At 64.9% G+C, this 22,430-nt stretch carries 18 protein-coding genes; 6 read left to right on the forward strand and 12 right to left on the reverse strand.

The window, feature by feature from the left end:
- Nucleotides 1-133: transposase (locus tag MUW49_RS04650; RefSeq protein WP_162231338.1), on the forward strand; the 133-nt coding region annotated here is incomplete at its 5' end.
- 53 nt (nucleotides 134-186) lie between these two features.
- Here the strand turns inward: MUW49_RS04650 and MUW49_RS04655 are convergent.
- Nucleotides 187-1,443 carry an adenylosuccinate synthetase gene (locus tag MUW49_RS04655; protein ID WP_010673886.1) on the reverse strand — a complete coding sequence of 419 codons (1,257 nt, stop codon included), beginning with the start codon at nucleotides 1,441-1,443 and terminating at the stop codon, nucleotides 187-189.
- A 188-nt stretch (nucleotides 1,444-1,631) separates the two neighbouring features.
- On the opposite strand from MUW49_RS04655, the gene MUW49_RS04660 reads away from it, so the two are divergent.
- Nucleotides 1,632-2,534 (forward strand): LysR family transcriptional regulator, encoded by a 903-nt coding sequence (locus MUW49_RS04660; protein WP_010673887.1) that lies wholly within the window; start codon nucleotides 1,632-1,634, stop codon nucleotides 2,532-2,534.
- Nucleotides 2,535-2,597: 63 nt separating this feature from the next.
- Here MUW49_RS04660 and MUW49_RS04665 read toward each other — a convergent pair whose 3' ends face one another.
- Both MUW49_RS04665 and MUW49_RS04670 read right to left on the reverse strand, forming a co-directional pair.
- Complete coding sequence (locus tag MUW49_RS04665; protein ID WP_010673888.1) at nucleotides 2,598-3,953, reverse strand: TAXI family TRAP transporter solute-binding subunit; 1,356 nt, start codon at nucleotides 3,951-3,953, stop codon at nucleotides 2,598-2,600.
- A 148-nt stretch (nucleotides 3,954-4,101) separates the two neighbouring features.
- Nucleotides 4,102-5,241: a PatB family C-S lyase gene (locus MUW49_RS04670; protein ID WP_010673889.1), complete on the reverse strand. Its 1,140-nt coding sequence runs from the start codon at nucleotides 5,239-5,241 to the stop codon at nucleotides 4,102-4,104.
- A gap of 164 nt (nucleotides 5,242-5,405) precedes the next feature.
- On the opposite strand from MUW49_RS04670, the gene MUW49_RS04675 reads away from it, so the two are divergent.
- Nucleotides 5,406-6,578 carry an MFS transporter gene (locus tag MUW49_RS04675; protein WP_201932330.1) on the forward strand — a complete coding sequence of 391 codons (1,173 nt, stop codon included), beginning with the start codon at nucleotides 5,406-5,408 and terminating at the stop codon, nucleotides 6,576-6,578.
- Between the two features lie 71 nt (nucleotides 6,579-6,649).
- On the opposite strand, the gene MUW49_RS04680 is transcribed toward MUW49_RS04675, so the two are convergent.
- A complete protein-coding gene (locus MUW49_RS04680) occupies nucleotides 6,650-7,534 on the reverse strand; it encodes a LysR family transcriptional regulator (RefSeq protein ID WP_049637266.1) in 885 nt (294 codons plus the stop codon).
- A gap of 89 nt (nucleotides 7,535-7,623) precedes the next feature.
- Nucleotides 7,624-8,379, reverse strand: coding sequence for a YciK family oxidoreductase (locus MUW49_RS04685; protein ID WP_052814360.1), 756 nt, complete (start codon nucleotides 8,377-8,379; stop codon nucleotides 7,624-7,626).
- Nucleotides 8,380-8,603: 224 nt separating this feature from the next.
- On the opposite strand from MUW49_RS04685, the gene sohB reads away from it, so the two are divergent.
- Nucleotides 8,604-9,611 (forward strand): protease SohB, encoded by a 1,008-nt coding sequence (sohB, locus tag MUW49_RS04690; RefSeq protein ID WP_052814359.1) that lies wholly within the window; start codon nucleotides 8,604-8,606, stop codon nucleotides 9,609-9,611.
- Between the two features lie 230 nt (nucleotides 9,612-9,841).
- Here sohB and astB read toward each other — a convergent pair whose 3' ends face one another.
- Entirely contained in the window at nucleotides 9,842-11,179 is a 1,338-nt protein-coding gene (gene astB / locus MUW49_RS04695; protein ID WP_039040522.1) for an N-succinylarginine dihydrolase, read from the reverse strand.
- Between the two features lie 360 nt (nucleotides 11,180-11,539).
- On the opposite strand from astB, the gene topA reads away from it, so the two are divergent.
- Nucleotides 11,540-14,161, forward strand: coding sequence for a type I DNA topoisomerase (gene topA, locus MUW49_RS04700; RefSeq protein WP_010673895.1), 2,622 nt, complete (start codon nucleotides 11,540-11,542; stop codon nucleotides 14,159-14,161).
- A 115-nt stretch (nucleotides 14,162-14,276) separates the two neighbouring features.
- Nucleotides 14,277-14,447, forward strand: a complete 171-nt coding sequence (locus MUW49_RS04705; protein WP_164882955.1) for a hypothetical protein — start codon at nucleotides 14,277-14,279, stop codon at nucleotides 14,445-14,447.
- 83 nt (nucleotides 14,448-14,530) lie between these two features.
- Here MUW49_RS04705 and MUW49_RS04710 read toward each other — a convergent pair whose 3' ends face one another.
- The 6 genes from MUW49_RS04710 to MUW49_RS04735 form a co-directional block, all read right to left on the reverse strand.
- Complete coding sequence (locus tag MUW49_RS04710) at nucleotides 14,531-14,881, reverse strand: MGMT family protein (protein WP_161470396.1); 351 nt, start codon at nucleotides 14,879-14,881, stop codon at nucleotides 14,531-14,533.
- 66 nt (nucleotides 14,882-14,947) lie between these two features.
- Nucleotides 14,948-16,501: a PAS domain-containing methyl-accepting chemotaxis protein gene (locus MUW49_RS04715; protein WP_161470397.1), complete on the reverse strand. Its 1,554-nt coding sequence runs from the start codon at nucleotides 16,499-16,501 to the stop codon at nucleotides 14,948-14,950.
- Between the two features lie 192 nt (nucleotides 16,502-16,693).
- The gene (locus tag MUW49_RS04720) at nucleotides 16,694-18,550 is read right to left on the reverse strand and encodes a beta-N-acetylhexosaminidase (protein ID WP_244812435.1); all 1,857 of its coding nucleotides are present in this window, start codon (nucleotides 18,548-18,550) and stop codon (nucleotides 16,694-16,696) included.
- A 67-nt stretch (nucleotides 18,551-18,617) separates the two neighbouring features.
- Nucleotides 18,618-19,490: a BadF/BadG/BcrA/BcrD ATPase family protein gene (locus MUW49_RS04725; RefSeq protein ID WP_039040527.1), complete on the reverse strand. Its 873-nt coding sequence runs from the start codon at nucleotides 19,488-19,490 to the stop codon at nucleotides 18,618-18,620.
- 104 nt (nucleotides 19,491-19,594) lie between these two features.
- Complete coding sequence (locus tag MUW49_RS04730) at nucleotides 19,595-21,322, reverse strand: glycoside hydrolase family 9 protein (RefSeq protein ID WP_201872648.1); 1,728 nt, start codon at nucleotides 21,320-21,322, stop codon at nucleotides 19,595-19,597.
- 107 nt (nucleotides 21,323-21,429) lie between these two features.
- Nucleotides 21,430-22,428, reverse strand: coding sequence for an ABC transporter ATP-binding protein (locus MUW49_RS04735; protein WP_010673902.1), 999 nt, complete (start codon nucleotides 22,426-22,428; stop codon nucleotides 21,430-21,432).
- Nucleotides 22,429-22,430: the final 2 nt, after the last annotated feature.

Below are 22,430 nucleotides of genomic sequence, written 5' to 3' on the forward strand. Positions count from 1 at the left end.
CCCGATGCACACGAGTGTGCTGGAAGGGGTGAACAACAAGATCAAAGTGATAAAGCGCATGGCATATGGATTTAGGGACTCAGAATACTTTTTTCTGAAAATCAAGGCGGCCTTCCCCGGAAAGCCGCGATGAACCTAAAAAAACCGGCATCCTGGGATGCCGGTTTTTGGGAGAGGCGAGGGGCCTTAGCGCAGGATCATCTCGTCACGGCCCGGGCCGACGGAGACCATGGGCACCGGCACGCCCAGCAGGGCTTCGATGCGCAGCACATAGTCCTGGGCAGCCTTGGGCAGCTCGGCGAAGGTGCGGCAGCCGCTGATGTCTTCGCTCCAGCTCTCCATCTTCTCGTAGACGGGGGTGAGGGCGGCGGTCTGCGGCCAGATCGGGTTCTCGGTGTGGGCACCTTCGTAGGCCACGCAGATCTTCAGATCCGGCAGACCGGTCAGGCAGTCCAGCTTGGTCAGGGCCACTTCGGTGGCAGCCTGCAGCTCGACGCCGTTCTTGGTGGCGACGGCATCGAAGTAACCCACGTCACGGGGACGGCCGGTGGTGGCGCCGAACTCGTTGGTGATCTTGCGGAACTCGTCCTGGTTCTCCATGGCGGTCAGCAGGGTGCCGGTACCGACGGAGGAGCTGAATGCCTTGGCCACGGCGATGACGCGCTCCGGGCGCAGGCCCGGCAGACCGCCACCGATGCCGGCGTAGGCGCCGGAAACGTGGGAGGAGGTGACCCAGGGGTATTCGCCGTAGATGAGATCACGGCCGGCACCCAGCTGGGCTTCGAACAGCAGGGTCTTGCCTTCGGCTTGCAGTGCCTTGAGGGGCATGCTGACGTTACAGACGGCGTCCAGCCAGGGAGCGGACACTTCCAGCAGCCAGTCGGCCATCTCCTGGGCGGTCTGGGTGAATTCGAAGTCCGGATAGAGAGCCTTCATCTGCGGCAGTTTCCAGTCCAGCATGAACTGGATGCGCTCGACCAGCACGTCCGGCTGTTTCAGCCAGCCCACCAGGATCGCCTTTTTCATGACCCGATCACCGTAAGCCGGGGCGATGCCCTGACGGGTGGAGCCGTAGGCGCCGTCGCCCAGACGTTGCTCTTCCAGGGTGTCTTCCAGTGCGTGCAGCGGCAGGCAGAGGGTGGCACGGTCAGAGATGGCGAGCTTGGGAATGACGCCGGAGGCCTTGACCTCTTCCAGCTCGACGGTCAGCTTCTCGGGGCTGATCACCATGCCGGGGCCCAGCACGACCAGGCAGTCCGGGTTGAAGACGCCGCTCGGCACCTGGTGCAGCTTGAAGGTGCCCAGATCGTTGACCACGGTGTGGCCGGCGTTGTTGCCGCCCTGGAAGCGAATGCTGGCGCCAGCCTGGCCTGCCAGATAATCGACGATGCGGCCCTTGCCTTCATCACCCCAGTTAGCACCTACGACTACGATAGACGACATGACTCTTTCTCCTAAGACGTTAGGCGTTCATCCTAGGAGCCCCGTGAGGATTAGAAAAATTAATTATCTTTATAATTCCGATAAGAGAGCCATATAATCATGGCGTATTTATCGACACCAGGCCCGCTTCGGGAGGCGTCCCTCCCCACAGGGCGGCGCTCCGGGAGCCGGGGTAGAAGAGGATCCCCATGCTGGACATTCACTGGCTGCACACCTTCGTCACCCTGGCCCGGTTGCAGCACTTCGGCCAGACCGCCACCGAGCTGCACATGACCCAGCCCAACGTCAGCCTGCACCTCAAGAACCTGGAGCAGGCGACCCGGGTCAAGCTGGTGGAGCGCAGCCCGTTCCGTCTGACCCAGGCGGGGGAGCGGCTGCTGCAAAGCGCCGAGCGCGCCATCAACGAGCTGCAGCTCTGCCAGTCCGATCTCAATGCCCTGAGCCAGTTGAGCCAGGGGACGCTCGCCATCGCGGCCAGCGACATCATCTCGCGCCTGCTGCTCATCCAGCCGTTCCAGCGCTTCAAGCAGGCCTTTCCCGGCATCGACCTCACCCTGTTCAACACCACCTCGGATCAGGCGGCAGACCTGGTGCGAGCGGGCAAGGCGGATCTGGGCTTCGTGATGGCGCAAAAGCGCAGCGAGCCGCTCTTCTACACCGAGCTGCAGCAGGTGACCTGGTGCGCCCTGGGCCACGGCCTCGGCCGCTGGCAGGCGCGGGCAAGCTCGGGGGAGAGCGATCCCCTGGACGAGCCCACCCTGATCCTGCTGGGGCACGACACCCGCACCCGGGCGCTCATCGACCCCTCCCTGCCCCTGCTCGGCCTGCCGAGTTGCCGCATCATGGAGGTGGGCAGCGTGGATGCCCAGCTCGACTGGGCGGAGGCGGGCTTTGGCGTCGCCATCGTGCCGGACTTCTCCCTCCACCCCAGGCTCAAGCTGACCGCCCCCGTGACCCGCCTCACCGACTTTCCCGGCACCAGCCTGGGGTATGTGGTGCGCCAGAACCAGGTGCTGTCGCGGGCCATCAAGCAACTGCTGCACTGGGTGGAGGAGGAGATCCAGAATCCGGCGCTGCTGCTGGCGCCGTGACAGGCCAGGCGCCCGTTCCCGATAACCAAGAGGCCACCCCTGGGGTGGCCTCTTGGTTGGTGTTCATTGCCCGGCGGGGGCTGTGGTCCCCACCGCGTGGCTGGGCGGGCTGGCCGGCATGGCCTCCGGTGATGGCGCCTCCAGCGGCGTTGCCGACGAGGCGGGCGCCTCAGGCGGGGTCAGGGGATGGCCTGGTGCCAGGGTTGCGCTGCCCGGTGTGGGCGGCTCGGTCAGTGCCGGGGCCTGGTTGGTGGAGGCCGCCCCCGAACTGGTTGAGAGGGTCGCGGCGGCCGGCTGCTCCGGCAAGGTGTCGGACCCCTCCAGTGGCGCGGTGCCTTCCAGGGGGCCTGTCCCATCGGTCGGTGTGGCCGCGCTGCTCGCCGGGGACAAGGTCGGCAAGGCACCCGAGGTGGCCCCGGCACCGGATGCCGTGAGGGTGTCCGCCGGGAGGGTGGGCACGGCATCCAGCATGCCGGGATGGAGCAGGGCGATGCTACCCGCCTGCATGCCTTCCCAGGTGAGGGTGGTCAGTGCCGGATGCAGCCGGGTGAACTGCTTGAGCCGCTCGTTCAGCACGTCCCGCAGGGTGCGCACCTCGCTCTCGGGCAGACTGGCCAGCGCCACCAGTTCGGCGGTGACGGCGAAGGTATTGACGCCGCTTGTCTGCCCCGGATAGAGGTTGGCGCCAATGCGGCTGCGATCATAGTAGGGGTGCTGCTTGAGCAGCTTGTCCACCTGTTCCCCCTCGATGGGAATGAGGCGGGCCTGACAGCGGCCGGTGAGATCGCCGATGGCCTGATTGGGGTGACCGGCGACCACGAAGGCGGCATCCAGGGTGCCGTCACAGAGCCCCTCCAGCCGGTTGCCCGCGGAGATCACGGGCGGGCGGCTGAAGTCGGCGATCCGCCACCCCATGGCATCGAGCAGGGCCCGGCTGGTGACCCTGTCCCCGGAGTTGGGGGCGCCGACATCGACCCGCTTGCCCTTGATGTCGGCCAGGGTGGTGATGTTGCTGGTGGCGCTGGCAATCAGGGTCAGGGACTCCTTGTGGAGCCGCAAGAGGCTGCGCAGCTGATCGTCCGGGGCCTGGCCCGCGAAGGGGCCGCTGCCGTGCACCGCATGGTAGAGCACATCCGACTGCATCAGGGCGAGCTGTACCTCTCCCTTGGCGAGCGCCGCCAGATTGGCGATGGAGCCCGAGGTACTCTGCACCGTGCAGTGCAGGCCGTGGCGGGCACTCTCCTCGTTGAGCAGGCGGCAGATGGCCCCCCCTGTGGGGTAGTAGACGCCGTTGAGGGCTCCCGTACCGATGGTGACATAGGCGGGGGAGGCGAAGAGGGAGGGCGCCAGCACGGCCGCAAGCCAGGGCAGGGCGGTACGTGGCAGACGCAACAGGGCAGAGAAGGCGAATGGGCGCATAGTGGACCGAAACCGTGGCTGAACATAAGGAGGAGGCGGGCTCATCCGGTGATGAGCCTCATCTTATCCGTATCAGACGGGAAGCTGAACGGATTTTACCGCTTTTGCGCGCACCGGGCGGCCTGGGGCCGCCGCCCGGGACGGTTCGCTAGCGGGTCTGGAGAATGGCTTTCTCCATGCGGGCCAGGGCCTCGGTGAGACGGGCCCGGGTGCAACCAAAGTTGAGGCGCACGAACTGGCCGTTGCCGAACTGGGCTCCGGGGGAGAGACCCACGCCCGCCTGTTCGAAGAAGGCGACGGGATCGTCCAGGCCCAGGGCGCTCATGTCGATCCAGGCGAGGTAGGTGGCCTGGTTGCGGGCCAGCTTGACGCCGGGCCAGCGGGCCACGGCCTGCTCGATCAGGGCCAGGTTGCCGGCCAGATAGTCGAGCTGTTCATTCAGCCACTGCTCGCCCCCCTCATAGGCCGCCTCGGCCGCCACGAACCCCAGCAGATTGACGTCGGCGCTGATGCCGCGCATCGCCTGTTGCAGCTTGAGCCGCAGGCGGGCATTGGGGATCACGGCGAAGGAGCAGCACAGCCCTGCGATGTTGAAGGTCTTGCTCGGCGCCATCATGACGGCGGAGCGTTCGGCCGCCTCCGGGCTCAGGGCACCATAGGGGATGTGGCGGGCATCCTTGTCCAGCAGCAGGTCGCAGTGGATTTCGTCGGAGCAGATCACCAGGTTGTGGCGCTCGGCGATGGCGTCGATGGCCAGCAGCTCTTCCCGGGTGAAGACGGTGCCGCCCGGGTTGTGGGGGTTGCACAGCAACAGCAGATCCGCCGAGGGGGCCTGACGCTCAAGCTCTTCGAGATCCAGCACCCAGCGGCCTTCTTCCTCCACCACGGGGACAGTGAGCAGGGGGCGGTCATTGAAGCCCGGCGCCTGCAGGAAGGGGTAGTAGACCGGCTTGGGGGTGATGATGCCGCGCCCGTGCTGGCTCCAGGCCTTGCAGGCGAGATTGAGGCCCGGCACCACCCCGGGCAGGAAGACGAGCCATTCGGGCTGGATGGTCCAGCCATAGCGGCTGGCCAGACGCGATACGATCAGTTCGATGAGCCGGGGAGAGGGGCGCGAATAGCCGAAGATGCCGTGGGCGACCCGTTTGGTGAGGGCCTCCAGTACGGCGGGGGGAGAGACGAAGTCGGTGTCTGCGACCCACATGGGCAGGACATCCTGACCCTTGTATTTGTCCCATTTCAGGCTCATGGTACCGCTGCGATCTATTTCCCGGTCAAAATCAAACATGTTAAATCCTTGTACTGGCGCTGGATGGGCTTCCAATGTACGGACTTGGACGCCCCCTCGCAACCCTTGAGGTGGCTGTTGATAATGGCATAAAATAGCCGCCGCCATACGCCAAGCCCGCCCGCATCTGGCTCCTTTTTTTCTTCCATATCAATGGTATCTCTATGAGTTTGCTGTCTGCTGCCCGCAAGAGGCCGGATCCCGTCTCTCTCTCGTTTCTCGCCGTGACCTTCATGACCGGGGTGGCGGTGGCGCTGCAGGTGCCGACCTTGAGCCTGTTTCTGGCCGAGGAGGTGCAGGTGCGCCCCTTCCTGGTGGGGCTCTTCTACACGGTGAACGCGGTGATCGGCATCCTCATCAGCCAGTGGCTCGGCCACCGCTCCGACAACAAGGGGGATCGCAAGCAGCTGATCCTGCGCTGCTGCTTCGCCGGCATCGCGCTCTCCCTGCTGTTTGCCTGGAACCGGCAGTACTGGTTGCTGGTGAGCCTGGGGGTGCTGCTGGCGAGCCTGACCGCCACCGCCAGCCCGCAGCTGTTCGCCCTGGCGCGGGAATACGCCGACAGCCGCAACAAACAGGCCGACATGTTCAGCTCGGTGCTGCGGGCCCAGTTCTCCCTGGCCTGGGTGATCGGGCCGCCCATCGCCTTCGCGCTCGCCATCGGCTACGGCTTCAAGGTGATGTATCTGGCCTCGGCGCTGGCCTATGTCATCTGCGCTTTCGTGGTGTGGCGCTGGCTTCCCTCCCTGCCGCTGCCGGTGATGGACAGCGAGGTGGAGCGGGTGAGCAGCTGGCGGGATCCGTCGGTGCGGGCGCTCTTCATCGCCTCCACCCTGATGTGGACCTGCAACAGCATGTACCTCATCAACATGCCCCTCTACATCACCCGCGAGCTGGGGCTGGAGGAGAAGCTGGCCGGTTTGCTGATGGGCACGGCGGCGGCCCTGGAGATCCCCTTCATGCTGCTGGCGGGCTACTACACCCGGCGCTTCGGCAAGCGGCCCATGATGCTGCTGGCGGTGCTGGCCGGGGTCGGTTTCTATGGCGGTCTCGTGACCCTGTCGAGCCAGCATGCCCTCATTGCGCTGCAACTGCTCAATGCCATCTTCATCGGCATCGTGGCCGGCATCGGCATGTCCTATTTCCAGGACTTGATGCCGGGGCGCGCCGGGGTGGCGACCACGCTCTTTTCCAATAGCATCCGCACCGGCTCCATCATGGCGGGGGCCATCGCGGGGACGGTGGCGGAGCTCTGGAGCTTCCACGGGGTCTTCATGGTGGCGGCGGCCCTGGCGCTGATGGCGCTGGCCGCCTGCTGGCGGGTCCCCAACGTATAGGGGATGCAAAGGGAAGCCGATGCCCGGATGTGCCGGCACCAGTGCCCCGGTCGTGCGGGGAAGACGCGGCCTTACCTGGGGTTGTCTCCCTGGTATTCGATGCGCAGGCAGCGCAGCAGCAGCTCGGCCGCCGGCCCCAGCGCCTCCACCGAGGGGGTGAGCAGGTAGGTGTAGAGATAGCGCTCGCTGCCGCCGGTGAGATCCAGCTGCACCAGCGAGCCCTCGGCGAGCTCCTCCTGCACCAGGTGGCGGGGCACCCAGGCGTAACCCATGCCAAGGCGCACCATGTTGAGCACCTCGTGATAGTGGGTCGCCTTCCAGCCGGTGTCGTCCGCATCGTTCCAGTCCACCGAGCGGTGGATGGGGGGATGCAGGCTTATCTGGTTGTGGCTGGCCAGCACCTCGGCGGTGATGGGCTCTCCCTGCTCCGCAAGGGGGTGGCCCGCTGCGCACAGAGGAAGCAGACAGACTTCGTCCAGCGGCAGGCCGGTGCGATCCTGGGGCAGGTGCTCGGAGAGCATCAGATCTCCCGCCTGCAGCGCATTGAAGTGGCAGTGGATCCGCTCGTGCAGGTTGATGCGGCAACCGCGGCTGCGGGGGTAGAAGTGGGCCAGCGCCCGGTAGAGGCGCTCCCGCGGCTGCACCACGGACACATAGAGGTTGATCTGCGGCTCCCACTGCCGCTCCAGGTTGTTGGCCAGGTTCTCCAGCTCTTCCACCTGCTGGCTGAGCTGGCGCGCCCGCTTGAGGAAGATCTCCCCCGCCGGCGTCAGCACCGCCTTGCGTCCCCGCACCTCCAGCAGGGCCACTCCCAGACTCTGTTGCAGCTTGGCAACCGCATGATTGAGGGATGATTGGCTCTTGTTCAGCGCCTCGGCAGCCTGGGCATAACCGCCGCAGTCCACCACCGCCTGAAAGATCCGCCATTGCTCAAACGTGCTCTTGGGACGAAACATAGTGCAACCTGTCTGGGGCCGATGGGATTCAACAGGGCGCGCCTTGGCACCCCCTCTTCACTGTAATCCCATCCGGTTGATTTGTTGATTTATTTGGGCTGGGCCACGAAGGTCTTGCCGCTCTGGCCCTGACTGTCACGCCCCATCAGGTAGAGATAGAGGGGCATCAGATCGGCCGGGGTCTTGAGGGTTTGCGGATCTTCCGCCGGGAAGGCGCTGGCCCGCATCCTGGTGCGGGTGCCGCCCGGGTTCAGGGTGTTGACCCGCACCCTGGTGTTCTCCAGCTCGTCCGCCAGCACCTCCATCATCCCCTCGATGGCGAACTTGGAAATTGCATAGGTGCCCCAGTAGGCGCGCCCCTTGCGGCCCACGCTGGAGGAGGTGTAGACGATGGACGCCTCGCCGTGCTCCTTGGCGGTCTTACGAATGAGGGGCAGCAGCGCCTGGGTCAGCAGGAATTCGGATTTGACGTTGACCTGCATCACCTCGTCCCACTCCTGCTCCTGAATGTGTTCGAACGGCGACAGGGTGCCGAGCAGCCCGGCGTTGAACAGCACGCCGTCGAGGCGGCCGAACTGCTGAGCGAAGGTCTCCGCCATGCCGCGGTAGTGGGCGGCAGTAGCCCCTTTCAAGTCCACCGGCACGATGGCGGGCAGGGGGTGACCGGCCGCTTCAATCTGGTCGTAGACCGCCTCCAGCTTGGCACTGGTACGCCCGAGCAGGATCACGGTGGCGCCGTGGGCCGCATAGGTGAGGGCCGCTTCGCGGCCGATGCCGTCACCGGCACCCGTCACCAGAATGACCTTGTCCTTGAGCAGATCACGGGGGGCCTGATAGTCGAGCATGTGGACTCCTGTTAACAATGCCTGGCGGCTTGGCGCAACGAATCGAGTGGGCAAGTGTACTGACCCGGCCCGGCAGTTGACCAGTATGAGACGGCAAAAATGTGAATAAAACAGGGCGATAGCGTCGATCCCTCCGTCCTTGGCACGGGAGATGGCAGAGTTTTTGCGCGAGGGGGGCAAACTCCTTACTATGTGAAAAAACCGGACATAGCGCGGAGCATCAAGTGGCATTTTTGACCGAATACGGCCTGTTTCTGGCCAAGACCCTCACCTTCCTGCTGGCCATCGGCGCCGTCATCCTGATGGTGGCGAGCAGCCGCCAGCCCAAATCCCGCAAGGGGGAGCTGGTGGTGACCGATCTCTCCGGCGAGCTGGAGCAGGGGCGCCATCAACTGCAGGCAGCCCTGGCGGGCAAGGCCGAGCGCAAGCAGATGGAGAAGACCCGCAAGGCCGAGCACAAGGCCAAAGCCAAGGGAGAGGATGAGCGCAGCCGGCTGTTCGTCATCGACTTCAACGGCAGCATGGATGCCAAGGAAGTGGCCTCCCTGCGGGAAGAGGTGAGTGCCGTGATAGGCGTGGCCCGGCCCGGGGACGAGGTGCTGCTGCGCCTCGAATCCGGCGGCGGCGTGGTGCATGGCTACGGCCTGGCCGCCTCCCAGTTGCAGCGGCTGCGGGACAAGGACATCACGCTGACCGTGGCCATCGACAAGGTGGCGGCGAGCGGTGGCTACATGATGGCCTGCGTCGCGGACAAGATCCTGGCGGCGCCGTTCGCCATCGTCGGCTCCATCGGGGTGATTGCCCAGATGCCGAACTTCAACAAGCTGCTCAAGAAGCACGACATCGAATTCGAGATGCACACCGCAGGCCAGTACAAGCGCACCATCACCATGTTCGGCGAGAACGACGATCTGGGGCGGGAGAAGTTTCGCGAGGAGCTGGGGGCCATCCACGAGCAGTTCAAGGCCTTCGTGGCCGAGCACAGACCCGGTCTCGACATCGACAAGGTGACCACCGGCGAGCATTGGCTGGCGAGCCAGGCCAAGCAGCTCGGTCTGGTGGATGCGCTTTGCACCAGCGATGACTACCTGCTGGCTCAGGCCAGCCATCACAAGGTGGTCGGCATCCGCTACAGCAAACCCAGGAGCCTGACCCAGAAGCTTGGCAAGCAGGCGGCACTGGGGCTGGAGGGGGCCCTCGGCCGCCTGTGGCAGCAGAGCCCCTGGAGCTGAGAACCTGTTTCGAGCTTACTGCGAGGTCGTGATCAAGGCTCATGTGCTGCTCGGAATCCTCATGTGTATCTACACACTCCGGTTCCTGCGCTGCTCTTCACCTTGCTGACGATCTCTCGCTACAGCTCGTGAACAGGTTTTATAGCTCAGTGCAAAGGACTAAAAAGAGAGCCGGGCATTACCCGGCTCTCTTTTTTTATTGCGTCGGCTCTGCAGGCCGATGGCGCACCTCAGCGTTGGAAGGGGTAGACGGAACCCAGTTTCAGGATCTGGGTCAGCTCGTCCAGGGCGGTGCGGGTCTCCAGCACCAGGGACGGGTCGCGCAGATCGTCCAGCGCCAGGCTGTCGCGATAGTGCTTCTCGACCCACTGATCCAGGCGGGCAAACTGGCTGTCGGTGATGAGGCAGGCCGGGTTGACCGCGGCGAGTTCGGTGTCGTTCATGGCGACCCGCAGGCGCAGACAGGCGGGGCCGCCGCCGTTTCTCATGCTCTGCTTCACGTCCATGTAGTGGACGTCCTTGATGGGGGTGCCCAGGGTCACCAGCCTGGCCAGATAGGCGGACACCGCCGGGTTGTCGCGGCATTCGGTGGGGGCGATGATCGCCATCTCGCCGGATGGCAGGGTGAGGATCTGGGTGTTGAACAAGTAGGATTTCACCGCATCCTGCACCGACACTTCGCTGGTCGGCACTTCGATGAAGTGCAGTTCCCCGTCGCCGAACTTGGTACGCACCTCGGCCAGCGCCGCCTCGGTATGGAGGAACGCCTGCTGGTGGAAGAAGAGCACGTTCTGGTTGCCCACCGCGATGACGTCGTTGTGGAACACCCCCTGATCGATCACGTCCGGGTTCTGCTGGATAAAGACGGCGCTCTCATCCCCCAGACCGTGCAGGCGGGCGATGGCCTGGCTCGCTTCCAGGGTCTGGCGGGCCGGGTAGCGTTTGGGGGCGGGCTGGGAGACGTCGAAGGCGCTGCGGCCGTAGACGAACAGCTCGACCCCTGCTTCGCCATAGGCGCGGCACAGCCGGGTGTGGTTGGCGGCGCCTTCGTCACCGAAGTGGTCGTTCTCCGGCAGATGTTGGTGGTGATAGAAGTGGCGATCGTTGTTGAACACGGCCCGCAGGATGCGCCCGGTCACCTCGGGCTCCAGGGAGCGGTGGAACTTGTTGGTCAGGTTGGCGGGGGTGAAGTGAATGCGGCCATCCTGGGTGTCGGCGCTCGGGGAGACGGTGGCGGCGTTGGCAGTCCACATGCTGGAGGCCGAATAGCAGGCGGCCAGCACGGCGGGGGCCTGTCTGGCAGCCTGGGCCAGGACGCTGGCGTCGTTGCCGGTGAAGCCCAGGCGGCGCAGGGTCGCGAGATCCGGTCTCTCCTGTGGCGCCAGCACGCCCTGCACCATGCCGAGGTCGGTCAGCGCCTTCATCTTGCGCAGCCCCTGCTTGGCCGCTTCCTTGGGGTTGGAGGCCTCTTTGGCGTTGCTCTGGGAGGCGACGTTGCCATAGGAGAGGCCGGCATAGTTGTGGGTGGGGCCGACCAGGCCGTCGAAGTTGACCTCGAAGTGCTTCATGATCACATCCTTTCGATTTTTATATGGGGAGCGGTTCCTTCCGCGCACAAAGCTGCGGTGTGCGGCCATTATAAAGAGATTTCATCCTTTGTAACAAGCTGATAACCAGAATGGGTTTTTATGTCACAAGGGTGGCTGGATATGTCATTTCCAATCTAAAAAAGGGGGGGATATAGCATAAAAACAAAAAAGCGGTTGCTTCCCGCGCCCCGGCTTCGCATTAATAAATAAAGAAGCAGGGCGGTTCGGGCTGTCGGGCAAATTGACCCGCAAGATTGCTTTTTCCCGTCAAATCTCTTATACAGCCCCACAAAACCGCACGCCAACCCCGTCGGGTGCAATGAGGATAATAGTTACAGCATGGGCAAATCACTGGTCATCGTGGAGTCTCCGGCCAAGGCCAAGACCATCAACAAATATTTGGGCAAGGACTACGTGGTGAAATCCAGCGTAGGCCACGTGCGCGATCTGCCGACCAGCGGCAGCGCCAGCACCGAGCCCAAAAAACCTGTCATTCGCGGCATCAAGCTCAGCGAATCCGAGAAGGCGGCCAAGGATCGCAACGCCCTGTTCTCAAGGATGGGCATCAACCCGACCGCAGGCTGGCAGGCCAACTACCAGATTTTGCCCGGCAAGGAAAAAGTGGTCAGCGAGTTGCAAAGTCTGGCCGCCAAGGCTGACACCATCTATCTCGCAACCGACTTGGATAGAGAGGGGGAAGCGATCGCCTGGCACCTGCGCGAGATCATCGGTGGCGACGACAGCCGCTACAAGCGCGTGGTGTTCAACGAGATCACCAAGAGCGCCATCCAGGAGGCGTTCGCCCAGCCGTCCGAGTTGAACATTCATCGCGTCAACGCCCAGCAGGCCCGTCGTTTCCTCGACCGGGTGGTGGGCTACATGGTCTCCCCGCTCTTGTGGAAGAAGCTGGCCCGCGGCCTCTCCGCCGGTCGGGTGCAATCCGTCGCGGTGCGCCTCATCGTCGACAAGGAGCGCGAGATCAAGGCGTTCGTGCCGGTGGAGTTCTGGGATCTCAACGCCGACCTGCTCACCGCCGAGAAGAGCGAGCTGCGCATGGAGGTGGTCAGCCGCAACGGAGCCGACTTCAAGCCGGTGACCCAGGCCGAGACCTTCGCCGCCGTGGCGGCCCTGGAAGGGGTCGACTACAAGGTGGTGAACCGGGAAGACAAGCCGACCGGCTCCAAGCCGTCCGCTCCCTTTATCACGTCCACCCTGCAGCAGGCGGCTTCTACCCGTCTGAGCTTCGGGGTCAAGAAGACCATGATGATGGCCCAGCGTCTCTATGAAGCGGGTTACATCACTTATATGCGTACCGACTCCACCAACCTCAGCAAAGAGGCGGTGGACGCGGTGCGGGAATACATCGGCGAGCAGTATGGTGCCGCCTACCTGCCGAGCGAGCCGAACCTCTACGGCGCCAAGGCCAATGCCCAGGAGGCCCACGAGGCGATCCGCCCTTCCAGCGTCCAGGTGACTGCCGAGATGCTGGAAGGGATGGAGCCCGATGCCATGCGGCTCTATGACCTCATCTGGCGCCAGTTTGTCGCCTGCCAGATGACCCCGGCCCAGTACGACTCCTCCACCCTGACCGTCAAGGCAGGGGAGTTCGAGCTCAAGGCCCGTGGCCGCACCCTGCGCTTCGCCGGCTGGACCAAGGCCCTGCCGCCCATGGGCCGCAAGGGTGAAGACAGCCAGCTGCCGGCGGTGACCGTCGGCGAGGTGCTGAAACTGGTCAAGCTGGATCCGCGCCAGCATTTCACCAAGCCGCCCGCCCGCTTCACCGAAGCGGCCCTGGTACGCGAGCTGGAAAAGCGCGGCATCGGCCGTCCGTCCACCTATGCCTCCATCATCTCCACCATCGTCGACCGTGGGTATGTGCGGGTCGAGAGCCGCCGCTTCTTCGCCGAGAAGATGGGGGAAATCGTCACCGACCGCCTGGTGGAGAACTTCGTCGAGCTGATGAACTACGAGTTCACCGCCAAGATGGAAGACAAGCTCGACGGCATCGCCGAGGGGAGCCTGGAGTGGAAGAAGGTGCTCGACGCCTTCTACGCCGAGTTCACCCAGGAGCTGGAGCAGGCCGACAAGCCCCACGAAGAGGGAGGCATGCGTGCCAACCAGATGGTGCTGACCGACATCGACTGCCCGGATTGTGGCCGCAAGATGGGTATCCGTACCGCCACCACCGGCGTCTTCCTCGGCTGCTCCGGCTATGCCCTGCCGCCCAAGGAGCGCTGCAAGAAGACCATCAACCTGGTCAGTGCGGACGAGTTCGTCTCCGCCACCGACGGGGACGAGGCGGAAACCGATGCGCTGCGTGCCAAGCATCGCTGCGGGATCTGCGGCACCGCCATGGACGCCTACATCATCGACGACAGCCGCAAGCTGCACGTCTGCGGTCGCAACCCGGATTGCGATGGCTACGAGGTGGAGCAGGGGCAGTTCAAGCTCAAGGGCTACGAAGGGCCGAGCATCGAGTGCGATCGCTGCGGCTCCGAGATGCAGCTCAAGAACGGCCGTTTCGGCAAATACATGGGTTGCACCAACGAGAGCTGCAAGAACACCCGCAAGATCCTGAAAAATGGCGACATTGCGCCGCCGAAAGAGGATCCGGTACCCCTGCCCGAGCTGAAATGCACCCAGTCCGACGCCCACTTCGTGCTGCGGGACGGCGCCGCCGGCCTCTTCCTGGCCGCCAGCAACTTCCCCAAATCCCGCGAGACCCGTGCGCCCCTGGTGGAGGAGCTCAAGCGCTTCCGTGATCGCCTCTCTCCCAAGCACCAGTACCTGGCGGACGCCCCGGCGTCAGATCCTGACGGAAACGCCTCCGTGGTGCGCTTCAGCCGCAAGACCAAGGAGCAGTACGTGATGACCGAGGTCAACGGCAAGGCGACCGGCTGGACAGCCCATTACGACAACGGAAAATGGCAGGAGAGCCTGCCCAAGGCGAAGAAAGCCTGATGGCGACGCCGCTCACGGCATGATGAAAGAGGCCCCTTGCGAGGGGCTTCTTTGTTGGTGGATGGCGATATACTGGAATGGCTGCATGGATGGCAGCGCAAGACAGGGAGTTGTCATGGAGATACATGAAATACGGCCGGGCATGACCTGCCTGACCCGTGAAGGGACAGCCTATGTGCTGGAGGTGGACAGACAGAGTCTGCTGGTGCTCTTGCAACGGGAAGATGAGACCATCCCGGTACAGGTGCGCAGCGATGACATTCTGGGACCCATTGCCGGCGACTAGGGAAGAGAACGTGACGGAGGGCGATCACAGAGGCCCTCCCTTTGTTGCAAGAGCCCCCATCCCTTCGGGACGTGCCAGCCTCGTCAGAAGGGAACCAGAAAGAGCAGCTCGGCCAGGTCGGGCTGCCACTGCCACTCCCGCATCCTGACCCGCCCGCCAATCACGGGCACCCCCTCCTCCTGCAGCAGCCCCGCTTGCTTGTCAAAGCCTGCGGATCCTTTTGGCAGCGAAATGGTGCCTGCCGCCCCCAGCACCCGGTGCCAGGGCAGCACCTTGTCGGTCTCCCGCAAGACTTTTCCCACCAGCCTGGCCCGTCCGGGCAGGCCCGCGAGATCCGCCACCTGGCCGTAGCTCACCACGCGGCCGGGGGGGATCAGGGCGAGGATCGCCTCGATGCGGGCCGTCTTGTCCAGAGGGAGCGCGTTCGTTCTCATGATGATGGCTCGTCAAAAACAGCAGAAGCGCCATTGTGGCGCTTCTGTCATGGGGCTTGCAATCTGTCAGCCGAAGGTCTGGCTCAGTCCCCTGAGCTCGCGGGCCCGCCTGAGCAGCTCCTGGCTGGAGTCGTCCACCGCCTGGATCTTCTGGCTGTTGGCGCGGGAGTATTCGGAGATCTGGTGGATGTTGCGGCTGATCTCCTCCACCACCACCTGCTGCTGCTCCGCGGCGGCGGCGATCTGGGTGGAGAATTCGGTCACCTGATCGATTTCCCCCAGCACCAGGTGCAGGTTGCCTGATCCCTGGCGGGTCATCTCGACACATTCCCGTGTCTGGGCCAGGTTGTCCTGCATCATGCCCTGCCAGCGTTCCAGGGTGTGCTGGATCTGGCTGATGCTGCCCTGGATCTGCTCGGTCGCCTTGTGGGTACGGGTCGACAGGGTGCGCACCTCGTCCGCCACCACCGCAAAGCCGCGCCCTTGCTCGCCGGCACGGGCGGCCTCGATGGCGGCGTTGAGGGCCAGCAGGTTGGTCTGCTCGGCGATGCCCTGGATTTCACCCATCACGCTGCCAATGCGCTCCGACTCGCTGGCGAGCTCCACCGCGGAGTGGAAGGCCTGCTCCGCCTGGCTGGCCAGCCTGGTCATCTGCTGCTGGGTCTGGTCCAGCTGTTCCACCGTGCTCTGGCAACTGCTGCGCGCCTCGGTCACCTGGCCGTTGGTGTCCTGGATGTTGCGGGCGATTTCGTGGGCGGTGCTGGCCATCTGGGTCATGGCGGCTGCCATCTGCTGGGTCTGGGCATCCTGCTCGTTGATGTCGAGGAAGGCGCGGTGTGAGGAGTCCTGCAGATCGGTTGCCAGGGCCTGAAGCGGATGGGTGGCATCGTCGACTCTCCCCAGCACGGTGCGGATCCGGGCCTGCAGCATCTTCAGGTGAAAATCGGCGATGGCACCCGGGGCATCCCCCGAATAGACCAGCCGGGTCAGGCTGTCATATTGCTGACCGAGCTGCCTGAGATAGCGGGGCAAGGCGATGAGCTCGCGCCAGTAGGCGCCCGCAATGGCGAGGGGGGGGAGCAGCATCAGCAGCGCGGTGAGGGGGCCCTGGGTGAGGGCGGCCCAGACCAGCAGCGCCAGCAGCGGCAGGCCGAGCACCAGCGGCCTGAAACGGCGCAGCGAGGGGCGGGCCGGGGTGCCCTTTTGCTCGGCCGAAAGCAGGGCCCGATAGGCCTGGGCGGCAGCCTGCTTGAGCTGGGGGTCGGGCTTGCAGCGCACCGACTGGTAGCCGCTTATCTTGCCGTGCTCGTAGATGGGGGTGACGTAGGCGTCGACCCAGTAATAGCGGCCATCCTTGCAGCGGTTTTTCACCACTCCCCGCCAGGGGTTGCCCTCCTTGAGGCGATCCCAGAGGTCGGCGAAGGCGGCCTTGGGCATGTCGGGGTGGCGAACCAGGTTGTGGTTGTGGCCGACCAGTTCATCGACCTGGTAACCGGCGATGCGGCAGAAGGCGGGGTTGGCGTAGGTAATGACGCCGCGCAGATCCGTGGTGGAAACGAGTTGCACGTCGGCGGGAAATTCCACTTCACTGTCCACGACCTGGGCGTGTTTGCGGGCCATAAGGGTAAGCTCCGATCTGTTTGCTGATTGTTATTGTGGCGGAACCGCAGGGAGGTGCATCCCCTGTCTGGTTTCATCGGGGGCCTTATTTTGCCAACAAAGGCAGATGAAAAGTAGGGGCTAGGTTGGGTTTTTGTTGTCGATGGGTAAAAAAACGGCGACCAAAAGGTCGCCGAAAAGAAAAAGATAACACTACCTCTGTGGCACCCGGTAACGCACTTGCAACTGGTCGAGGATGTGCAGCTGGCCGGGCAGACGGGCGACGAAGTGCTCCCACACCTTGCGGGCGGGAGTGCTCCAGGCCACCTCTGCCGTGGCCAGCATGCGCGGGAACAACATGTAGTCGAGACGATCGCGAGAGGTGATCAGTTCCGACCACAAGGGGCTCAGCACCCCCAGGATGTTATCGTTGGCATGGAAATCGGCCGGGGCAGGATCGCATGCATGCACCTGCGCCAGGTTGAGGGTACCCGCCCAGTAGAGTCCCGGCTCGTGGATGTCCTGACTCCAGGCGAGATCCAGATAGAGGTGCTGGGCAGGCGCCATCACCACGGGGTAACCGGATGCGGCGGCATCCAGGCCGGCCTGGAAGCTGGTCCAGGCGAAGACGGTGGCCTCCCGGCTCACCTTGTCACCGTGAAGTATCTCCTCCCACCCCAGCATCTGCTTGCCCTTGCCAGCCAGGTAGTGCTGGCAGTGGCGCAGCAGGTGGCCCTGCAGCTCGCGGCAATCCTGATACCCCTGCTCGGCCATCAGCTGCTGGCAGGCGGGACTGTCGGTCCAGACGCTGGTGGGCACTTCGTCCCCCCCCATGTGAACCTGACTCCCTGGGAAGAGATCGCACACCTCGTCCATCACGGCGTCCAGGAACCGGTAGGTGCCGGGCAGGGCTGGGTTAAGCACGTTGTCGTCGAAATATTGCACCGAGAGGTAGCGGGAGCGGTCTGCCTCTTCCACCAGCATCTCGGGCAGCGCCTTGATGGCGGCGTGACAGTGCCCCGGGATGTCTATTTCCGGAATGATGGTGATGCCAAGCCCGGCGGCGTAGGCGACCAGCTCGCGCACCTCGCTCTGGGTGTAGTAACCGCCGTAGGGATCGGGGCCGCCGCTCAGCTGGGGCCCCACCGCCAGGCCATGGCCGCGCCAGGCTCCCACTGCGGTCAGCTGGGGGAAGGCCTTGATCTCCAGGCGCCACCCCTCGTCATCGGTGAGGTGCCAGTGGAAGCGGTTGAACTTGTAGAGGCTCATCTGCTTGAGCAGGCGCTTGAGGGTGGCGATGGAGTGGAAGTGGCGGGCACAGTCGAGGAAGATGCCGCGAAAACCGAAGCGCGGTGCATCCCGCACCGTCAGGCAGGGCAGGCTCTCTCCGTGTTGGAGTGCCCACTGGGCCAGGCTCACCAGCCCGTGGCGCCAGCCCGCCTCGCCGGCGGCCCGGATGACGATCTCCTCAGGGGTGATGGTGAGCTCATACCCCTCGGGGGGAAGTGTCGCCTCGACGAGGTGGATCTCCGCATCGTGATCCTGGGTCAGGGCCAGGCCTGTCAGCTCGTTGAAATGGGCGAGCAGGGAGGCGAGGGGAACGGGGCCGTCGACGTGGGCCCGCTCGGCCAGCCGGAAGTTGCCTTCTGTATAAATCAGGTGGGCGGGCTGGGGCACGAGGCCATTGACGGCCTCCACCGGTGGCAGGTCGGGGCCCGGGGAGGGCGGGTTGGTCAGGCCAAGGTCTTCCCCCTCCAGCACCAGGGGTTGCAGCTGTCCCTTGCTCTCCAGGCTCAGGAAGAAACCCTTGGGCATATCGGAGTCATGCTTGAGCGGGGTGTTGCGACAACAGAAGAGCAGCTCGCTCACCCCCTCATGGGGCACCATGACCTTGTAACTGCCGCTCTGACGCTCCAGGGTGCCCCCTTCGATCGAGTGGGGATCGATCTGGCGGGCGAGGCAGAAGTGGAGTTTCCAGGGGGCTGCTGGCAGTTGGCTCAGGGTGAAGCGAAACCAGACATCGTCACCGTCACGGTGATCGACCCGGGTGTGGATCAGGGGTGCGGACATGGGAATTCCTCTGATGGGGTGAAGGAAACGGGAACCTGTCCCGCAGGTGTTGTCGGCCCGGCCAGGCTCAGGGATGCAGACATGGCAGCGCCTCCGTCCTGGCAAACAGGATGGCCCCCTCCAGCGCGTCGCGCTTGGGGGCGACCAGATGGAAGTGGCCCAGACGGGGGGCGAGGCGCGTGCCAATGCCGCCCAGCAGGGCGATCCGGTCTGCCCCGAGCTGGGTCATGCCCTCCAGCAGCATGCCGAGCTGGGCACAGGTCTCATCCAGCAGGGCGGTGGCGAGCTCGTCCCCGTCGCTCGCGGCATCGAATACCCAGGGGGCAAAGCGGCCATAGTCGGCCGGGATGGCGCGCGCAGCCCAGCGCACCACCTCGGCCTGATCCCGCTTGAAGTGATCCATCAGACGCACCGCCAGGGTGCTGGGGGGCAGGATGCCGTCGTGGCAGAGCAGGGACTGCTGGATGGCGCGCAGCCCGAGCCAGGCGCCGCTGCCGAGATCTGAGACGGGGAAGCCGCGACCCGAGCAGGTGCGAAGGCGTCCCTCCCGGTAGATGAGCCCCGCCGAGCCGGTGCCCGCGATCAGGATGGCCCCCTCCTGGCCGTCGAAGGCGCCGAGGCAGGCACCAAAGGCATCGGAGGTGAGCTTCACCCGCGCAAACGGGAAGGGCATGGTCAGCATGGCGTGGTAGCAGTCGGCGAGCTCGGCGGAGGCGAGTGCGAGCCCGACTCCCATCCGCTGTTCGCTCTCTCTGGGCAGACCCGCGTCGATGCGGGCCTGATCGATGGCAGCCAGCACATGGCCGTGGGCGAGGGCGATGCCCAGCTCCAGATTGGAGCCGGCGGCGCGCCCCTCGCCGAGCAGCTTGCCTGCGTTGTTGCGAATGCGGGCCCGGGTGTGGGTGCCGCCGCCATCCACCCCGACCCAGAACTCAATCATGGGGGCCTCCCTGCGCGCTTTGCCAGGTGACGGCCAGGGTAAACCTGGCTGGCGGTATGGAGGATCCAGGGCTCTCCCCGGTGCCAGTGATGTGTGAACCGCTCTCAATCATTGTGGCCTCCTTGTGCGCTCTGCCAGGTGATGGCCAGGGCGAACCAGGCGGCGTGCGGGATCCATTGCTCCCCCCAGCGCCAGTTCTGATCCAGCCGATCCTTGTACGCCTCTGGAATAAAGGCCACGTCATTTTCGTCATCGAAGCCGGCGGTGATGCCGTTGCAGATCCCCCCCTGCGCATTGGGGTAGCCGGCGGTGTATTCCGGGTTGTTGATGCCCTGACCCGCCAGCATGCAGGCGTTGAAGGGGTTTCTCCCCAGGATCCAGTCGAGCTGCTGCTGGCCGAAGGTGCGCAGCAGTGCGCTCTGCCCGGGCAGGTGCTGTGCGGCAGCAAACGCCATGGTGGCGAGCGATGCCAGCCGGGCGTTCTCCCCCTGCCACCAGTAACCGGATTCGTTGTGGTGGGGCATGAAAAAGCTTACCCGGGGCGCCTCATCGACCCCTTTCACATACTGACGGGCGAGAGCGAAGGGATTGCCTGCCCGGGCCGCGAGGGCCAGCTCGGCGGCCAGGGCCTGCTCGGCGACGGTCCGGGCCGCCCACTGGCGCGCCGGATCCGGCTCGATGGCGAGATACTCCAGCAGCGCCAGCACCGGCAGGCCCGCTTCGGCGGCGTGGTAGTAGGGACGAGAGCCATCGTCGTTGGCGGCCCAATGGTGGCCGAGATCGGGGTGGGCGCGCTGGCGGGCGCACAGCCGGCCGGCCCGATCCCGTGCCTCGGCGAGCCACTCGGGACCCAGGGTGCGGGTCAGCTCGACCGCCGCCAGCAGGGCGCAGTAGTCGTCGATGATGTTCTCGACCCCGTCATCCAGGTAGGCGAGGTTGTGCTCGCGCAGGTGCAGGTAGCCGCGTCTGGCCGCTTCGGCGTACTGGCTTGTGTCAAGGTCGCCGCCAATCGGTTCCCGGGCGGCGCGGGCCAGGGCGGCGATGGCCATGCCGCCCCCCTGGCGAAAACCCGCCTGCCAGCGGGCGGACTTGATCCCCTGCTGGGTCGCATAGGCGCACAGCTCCCGCTGCTCGGGATCCTTGCTCCACTTGTCGAACAGGGTCATGTAGAAGAAGCCGCGCTCGTCCTGCATCCGGCAGAGAAAATCCGCCCCGTGCAACCCCTCGTCATTGAGCCGTTTGCACAGGTTCACCCCGTCGATGTCACTACGTGTCGCCAGGAGTTCCCGGCACTTGAGCAGGGACCAGACCACCATGGGGGTCTGCTGGGGATTGAGGTAGTTGGCGTAGGAGAGGTGACTCAGGTACTTGCTCATGTCGCCGCTGGCGTCGAACCAGCCGCCATGTACGTCCCGGCGCTGATCGGTGCCAAACAGGCGTGCCCTGCGGTCCGCCCGGTCGAAGGTGCCGCTGGCGCGTTGTCCCTTGAAGTAGTGGATGACATCGGAGAGGCAGCGGCGTGCCAGCAGCCCCCGGCCGATGGCAAAGGGGGTGGAGCGCACCAGGCGCTCCTGCGCTCCCGCAGTCACGACGGCCTCCAGTCGGTAGTGGCCGGGCTCGGTGAAGGCGGAGAAATCGGCCCGCCAGTAGTGGCGCCCCTGCCAGCCGGGGACACTTCCCGCCGCCACCAGCGGCGTCTCCAGCAGGAGGTGGTCGTCCTGCTGGCGCAGCAACCTGACGTGGCCGCGGATATCGAGGTCGGCGCCGCACTGCAGCAGGGCGCTCTTCTCCCCGTCACATTCGTAACCCACCTGGTTGATCAAAAGTTCCATCAAGGTCTTACTCCGAAGGCTCGCCCCTGGCGGGCGAGGCTCATTGCGGGGCCTTGCGGCCCCGACGCGAGGCATGGCCGGGCGACGGTGCCCGGCCGCGGGCCTGCTTACCCCTGTTCGTGGAGGTAGCAGCGCACGAAGTGGTTGTCGGCGAGCCGGGTCACCGGGGGCAGGCTCTCCTTGCAGCGGGGCATGGCCTGATGGCAGCGCCCGGCAAAGGGACAGCCACGGGATTCCGGGGTCCAGAGCGGGATCTCCCCCTTGCGGCCTCCCTCCAGCTCGGCGTGGATGCTCTTCTCGGGATCCGGCACCGCCGAGATGAGCAACTGGGTGTAGGGGTGCTGGGGGTGGTGCAGGATCTCGTCCACCTCTCCCCACTCCACCATGTGACCCACGTACATCACCGCCAGATCTTCCGCCACGTAGCGGGCGGTGGCGATGTCGTGGGTGATGTAGAGCATGGAGATGCCGAGCTCGTTCTTCATCTGCTCCATCAGGTTGAGGATGCCGATGCGAATGGAGACGTCGAGCATGGAGGTGGGCTCGTCCGCTAGCACCACTTCCGCCTCCACCGCCAGGTTGCGGGCGATGTTGACCCGCTGGCGCTGGCCGCCGGAGAGCTGGTGTGGGTACTTGGCCGCGGTCGCCTTGGCGGGAGTCAGCCCCACCTTTTCAAGGAGGCCATAGACCATGTCGGGCAGATCCCGCTTGTCACTCACCTTGCTGTGCAGCAGCAGGGGGCGGGCGATGTGGTGGTAGATGGTGTGGGTCGGATTCAGTGAACCGAACGGATCCTGCCACACCATCTGCACGCTCTGGCGATAGTCCAGCAGGGCGGTGCCCTTGTTGAACTCCTCGAGGTCGCGGCCACGGTAGAGGATGCGGCCGTTGGAGAGCTTGTACATCTTGGCGATGATCTTGGCGATGGTGCTCTTGCCGGAGCCGGATTCCCCCACCACTGCCAGGGCGCGGCCCCGGTGCAGGTTGAAGGTGATGTCGGACAGCGCCCGCATCTTGCCGCTCTTGATGGCGTTGGAGTTGACGGCGAAGTCCTTGTAAAGGTGCTGGACCTCGATGATGGGCGCGTCGGTTTGGGCGATTTGCATGA

Source organism: Aeromonas sp. LsrichE-8G, from assembly GCF_022869435.1.
Classification (GTDB): Bacteria; Pseudomonadota; Gammaproteobacteria; order Enterobacterales; family Aeromonadaceae; genus Aeromonas; species Aeromonas caviae.

What these genes read in the sequence shown, in the direction of transcription:
- MUW49_RS04655 (WP_010673886.1), bottom strand. Translation starts at nt 1,443, where the DNA reads ATGTCGTCTATCGTAGTCGTAGGTGCTAACTGGGGTGATGAAGGCAAG.
- MUW49_RS04705 (WP_164882955.1), top strand. Translation starts at nt 14,277, where the DNA reads ATGGAGATACATGAAATACGGCCGGGCATGACCTGCCTGACCCGTGAA.
- MUW49_RS04660 (WP_010673887.1), top strand. Translation starts at nt 1,632, where the DNA reads ATGCTGGACATTCACTGGCTGCACACCTTCGTCACCCTGGCCCGGTTG.
- MUW49_RS04710 (WP_161470396.1), bottom strand. Translation starts at nt 14,881, where the DNA reads ATGAGAACGAACGCGCTCCCTCTGGACAAGACGGCCCGCATCGAGGCG.
- MUW49_RS04730 (WP_201872648.1), bottom strand. Translation starts at nt 21,322, where the DNA reads ATGGAACTTTTGATCAACCAGGTGGGTTACGAATGTGACGGGGAGAAG.
- MUW49_RS04685 (WP_052814360.1), bottom strand. Translation starts at nt 8,379, where the DNA reads ATGCTCGACTATCAGGCCCCCCGTGATCTGCTCAAGGACAAGGTCATT.
- MUW49_RS04680 (WP_049637266.1), bottom strand. Translation starts at nt 7,534, where the DNA reads ATGTTTCGTCCCAAGAGCACGTTTGAGCAATGGCGGATCTTTCAGGCG.
- MUW49_RS04665 (WP_010673888.1), bottom strand. Translation starts at nt 3,953, where the DNA reads ATGCGCCCATTCGCCTTCTCTGCCCTGTTGCGTCTGCCACGTACCGCC.
- MUW49_RS04735 (WP_010673902.1), bottom strand. Translation starts at nt 22,428, where the DNA reads ATGCAAATCGCCCAAACCGACGCGCCCATCATCGAGGTCCAGCACCTT.
- MUW49_RS04725 (WP_039040527.1), bottom strand. Translation starts at nt 19,490, where the DNA reads ATGATTGAGTTCTGGGTCGGGGTGGATGGCGGCGGCACCCACACCCGG.
- astB (WP_039040522.1), bottom strand. Translation starts at nt 11,179, where the DNA reads ATGAAGCACTTCGAGGTCAACTTCGACGGCCTGGTCGGCCCCACCCAC.
- MUW49_RS04670 (WP_010673889.1), bottom strand. Translation starts at nt 5,241, where the DNA reads ATGTTTGATTTTGACCGGGAAATAGATCGCAGCGGTACCATGAGCCTG.
- MUW49_RS04675 (WP_201932330.1), top strand. Translation starts at nt 5,406, where the DNA reads ATGAGTTTGCTGTCTGCTGCCCGCAAGAGGCCGGATCCCGTCTCTCTC.
- MUW49_RS04720 (WP_244812435.1), bottom strand. Translation starts at nt 18,550, where the DNA reads ATGTCCGCACCCCTGATCCACACCCGGGTCGATCACCGTGACGGTGAC.
- topA (WP_010673895.1), top strand. Translation starts at nt 11,540, where the DNA reads ATGGGCAAATCACTGGTCATCGTGGAGTCTCCGGCCAAGGCCAAGACC.
- MUW49_RS04715 (WP_161470397.1), bottom strand. Translation starts at nt 16,501, where the DNA reads ATGGCCCGCAAACACGCCCAGGTCGTGGACAGTGAAGTGGAATTTCCC.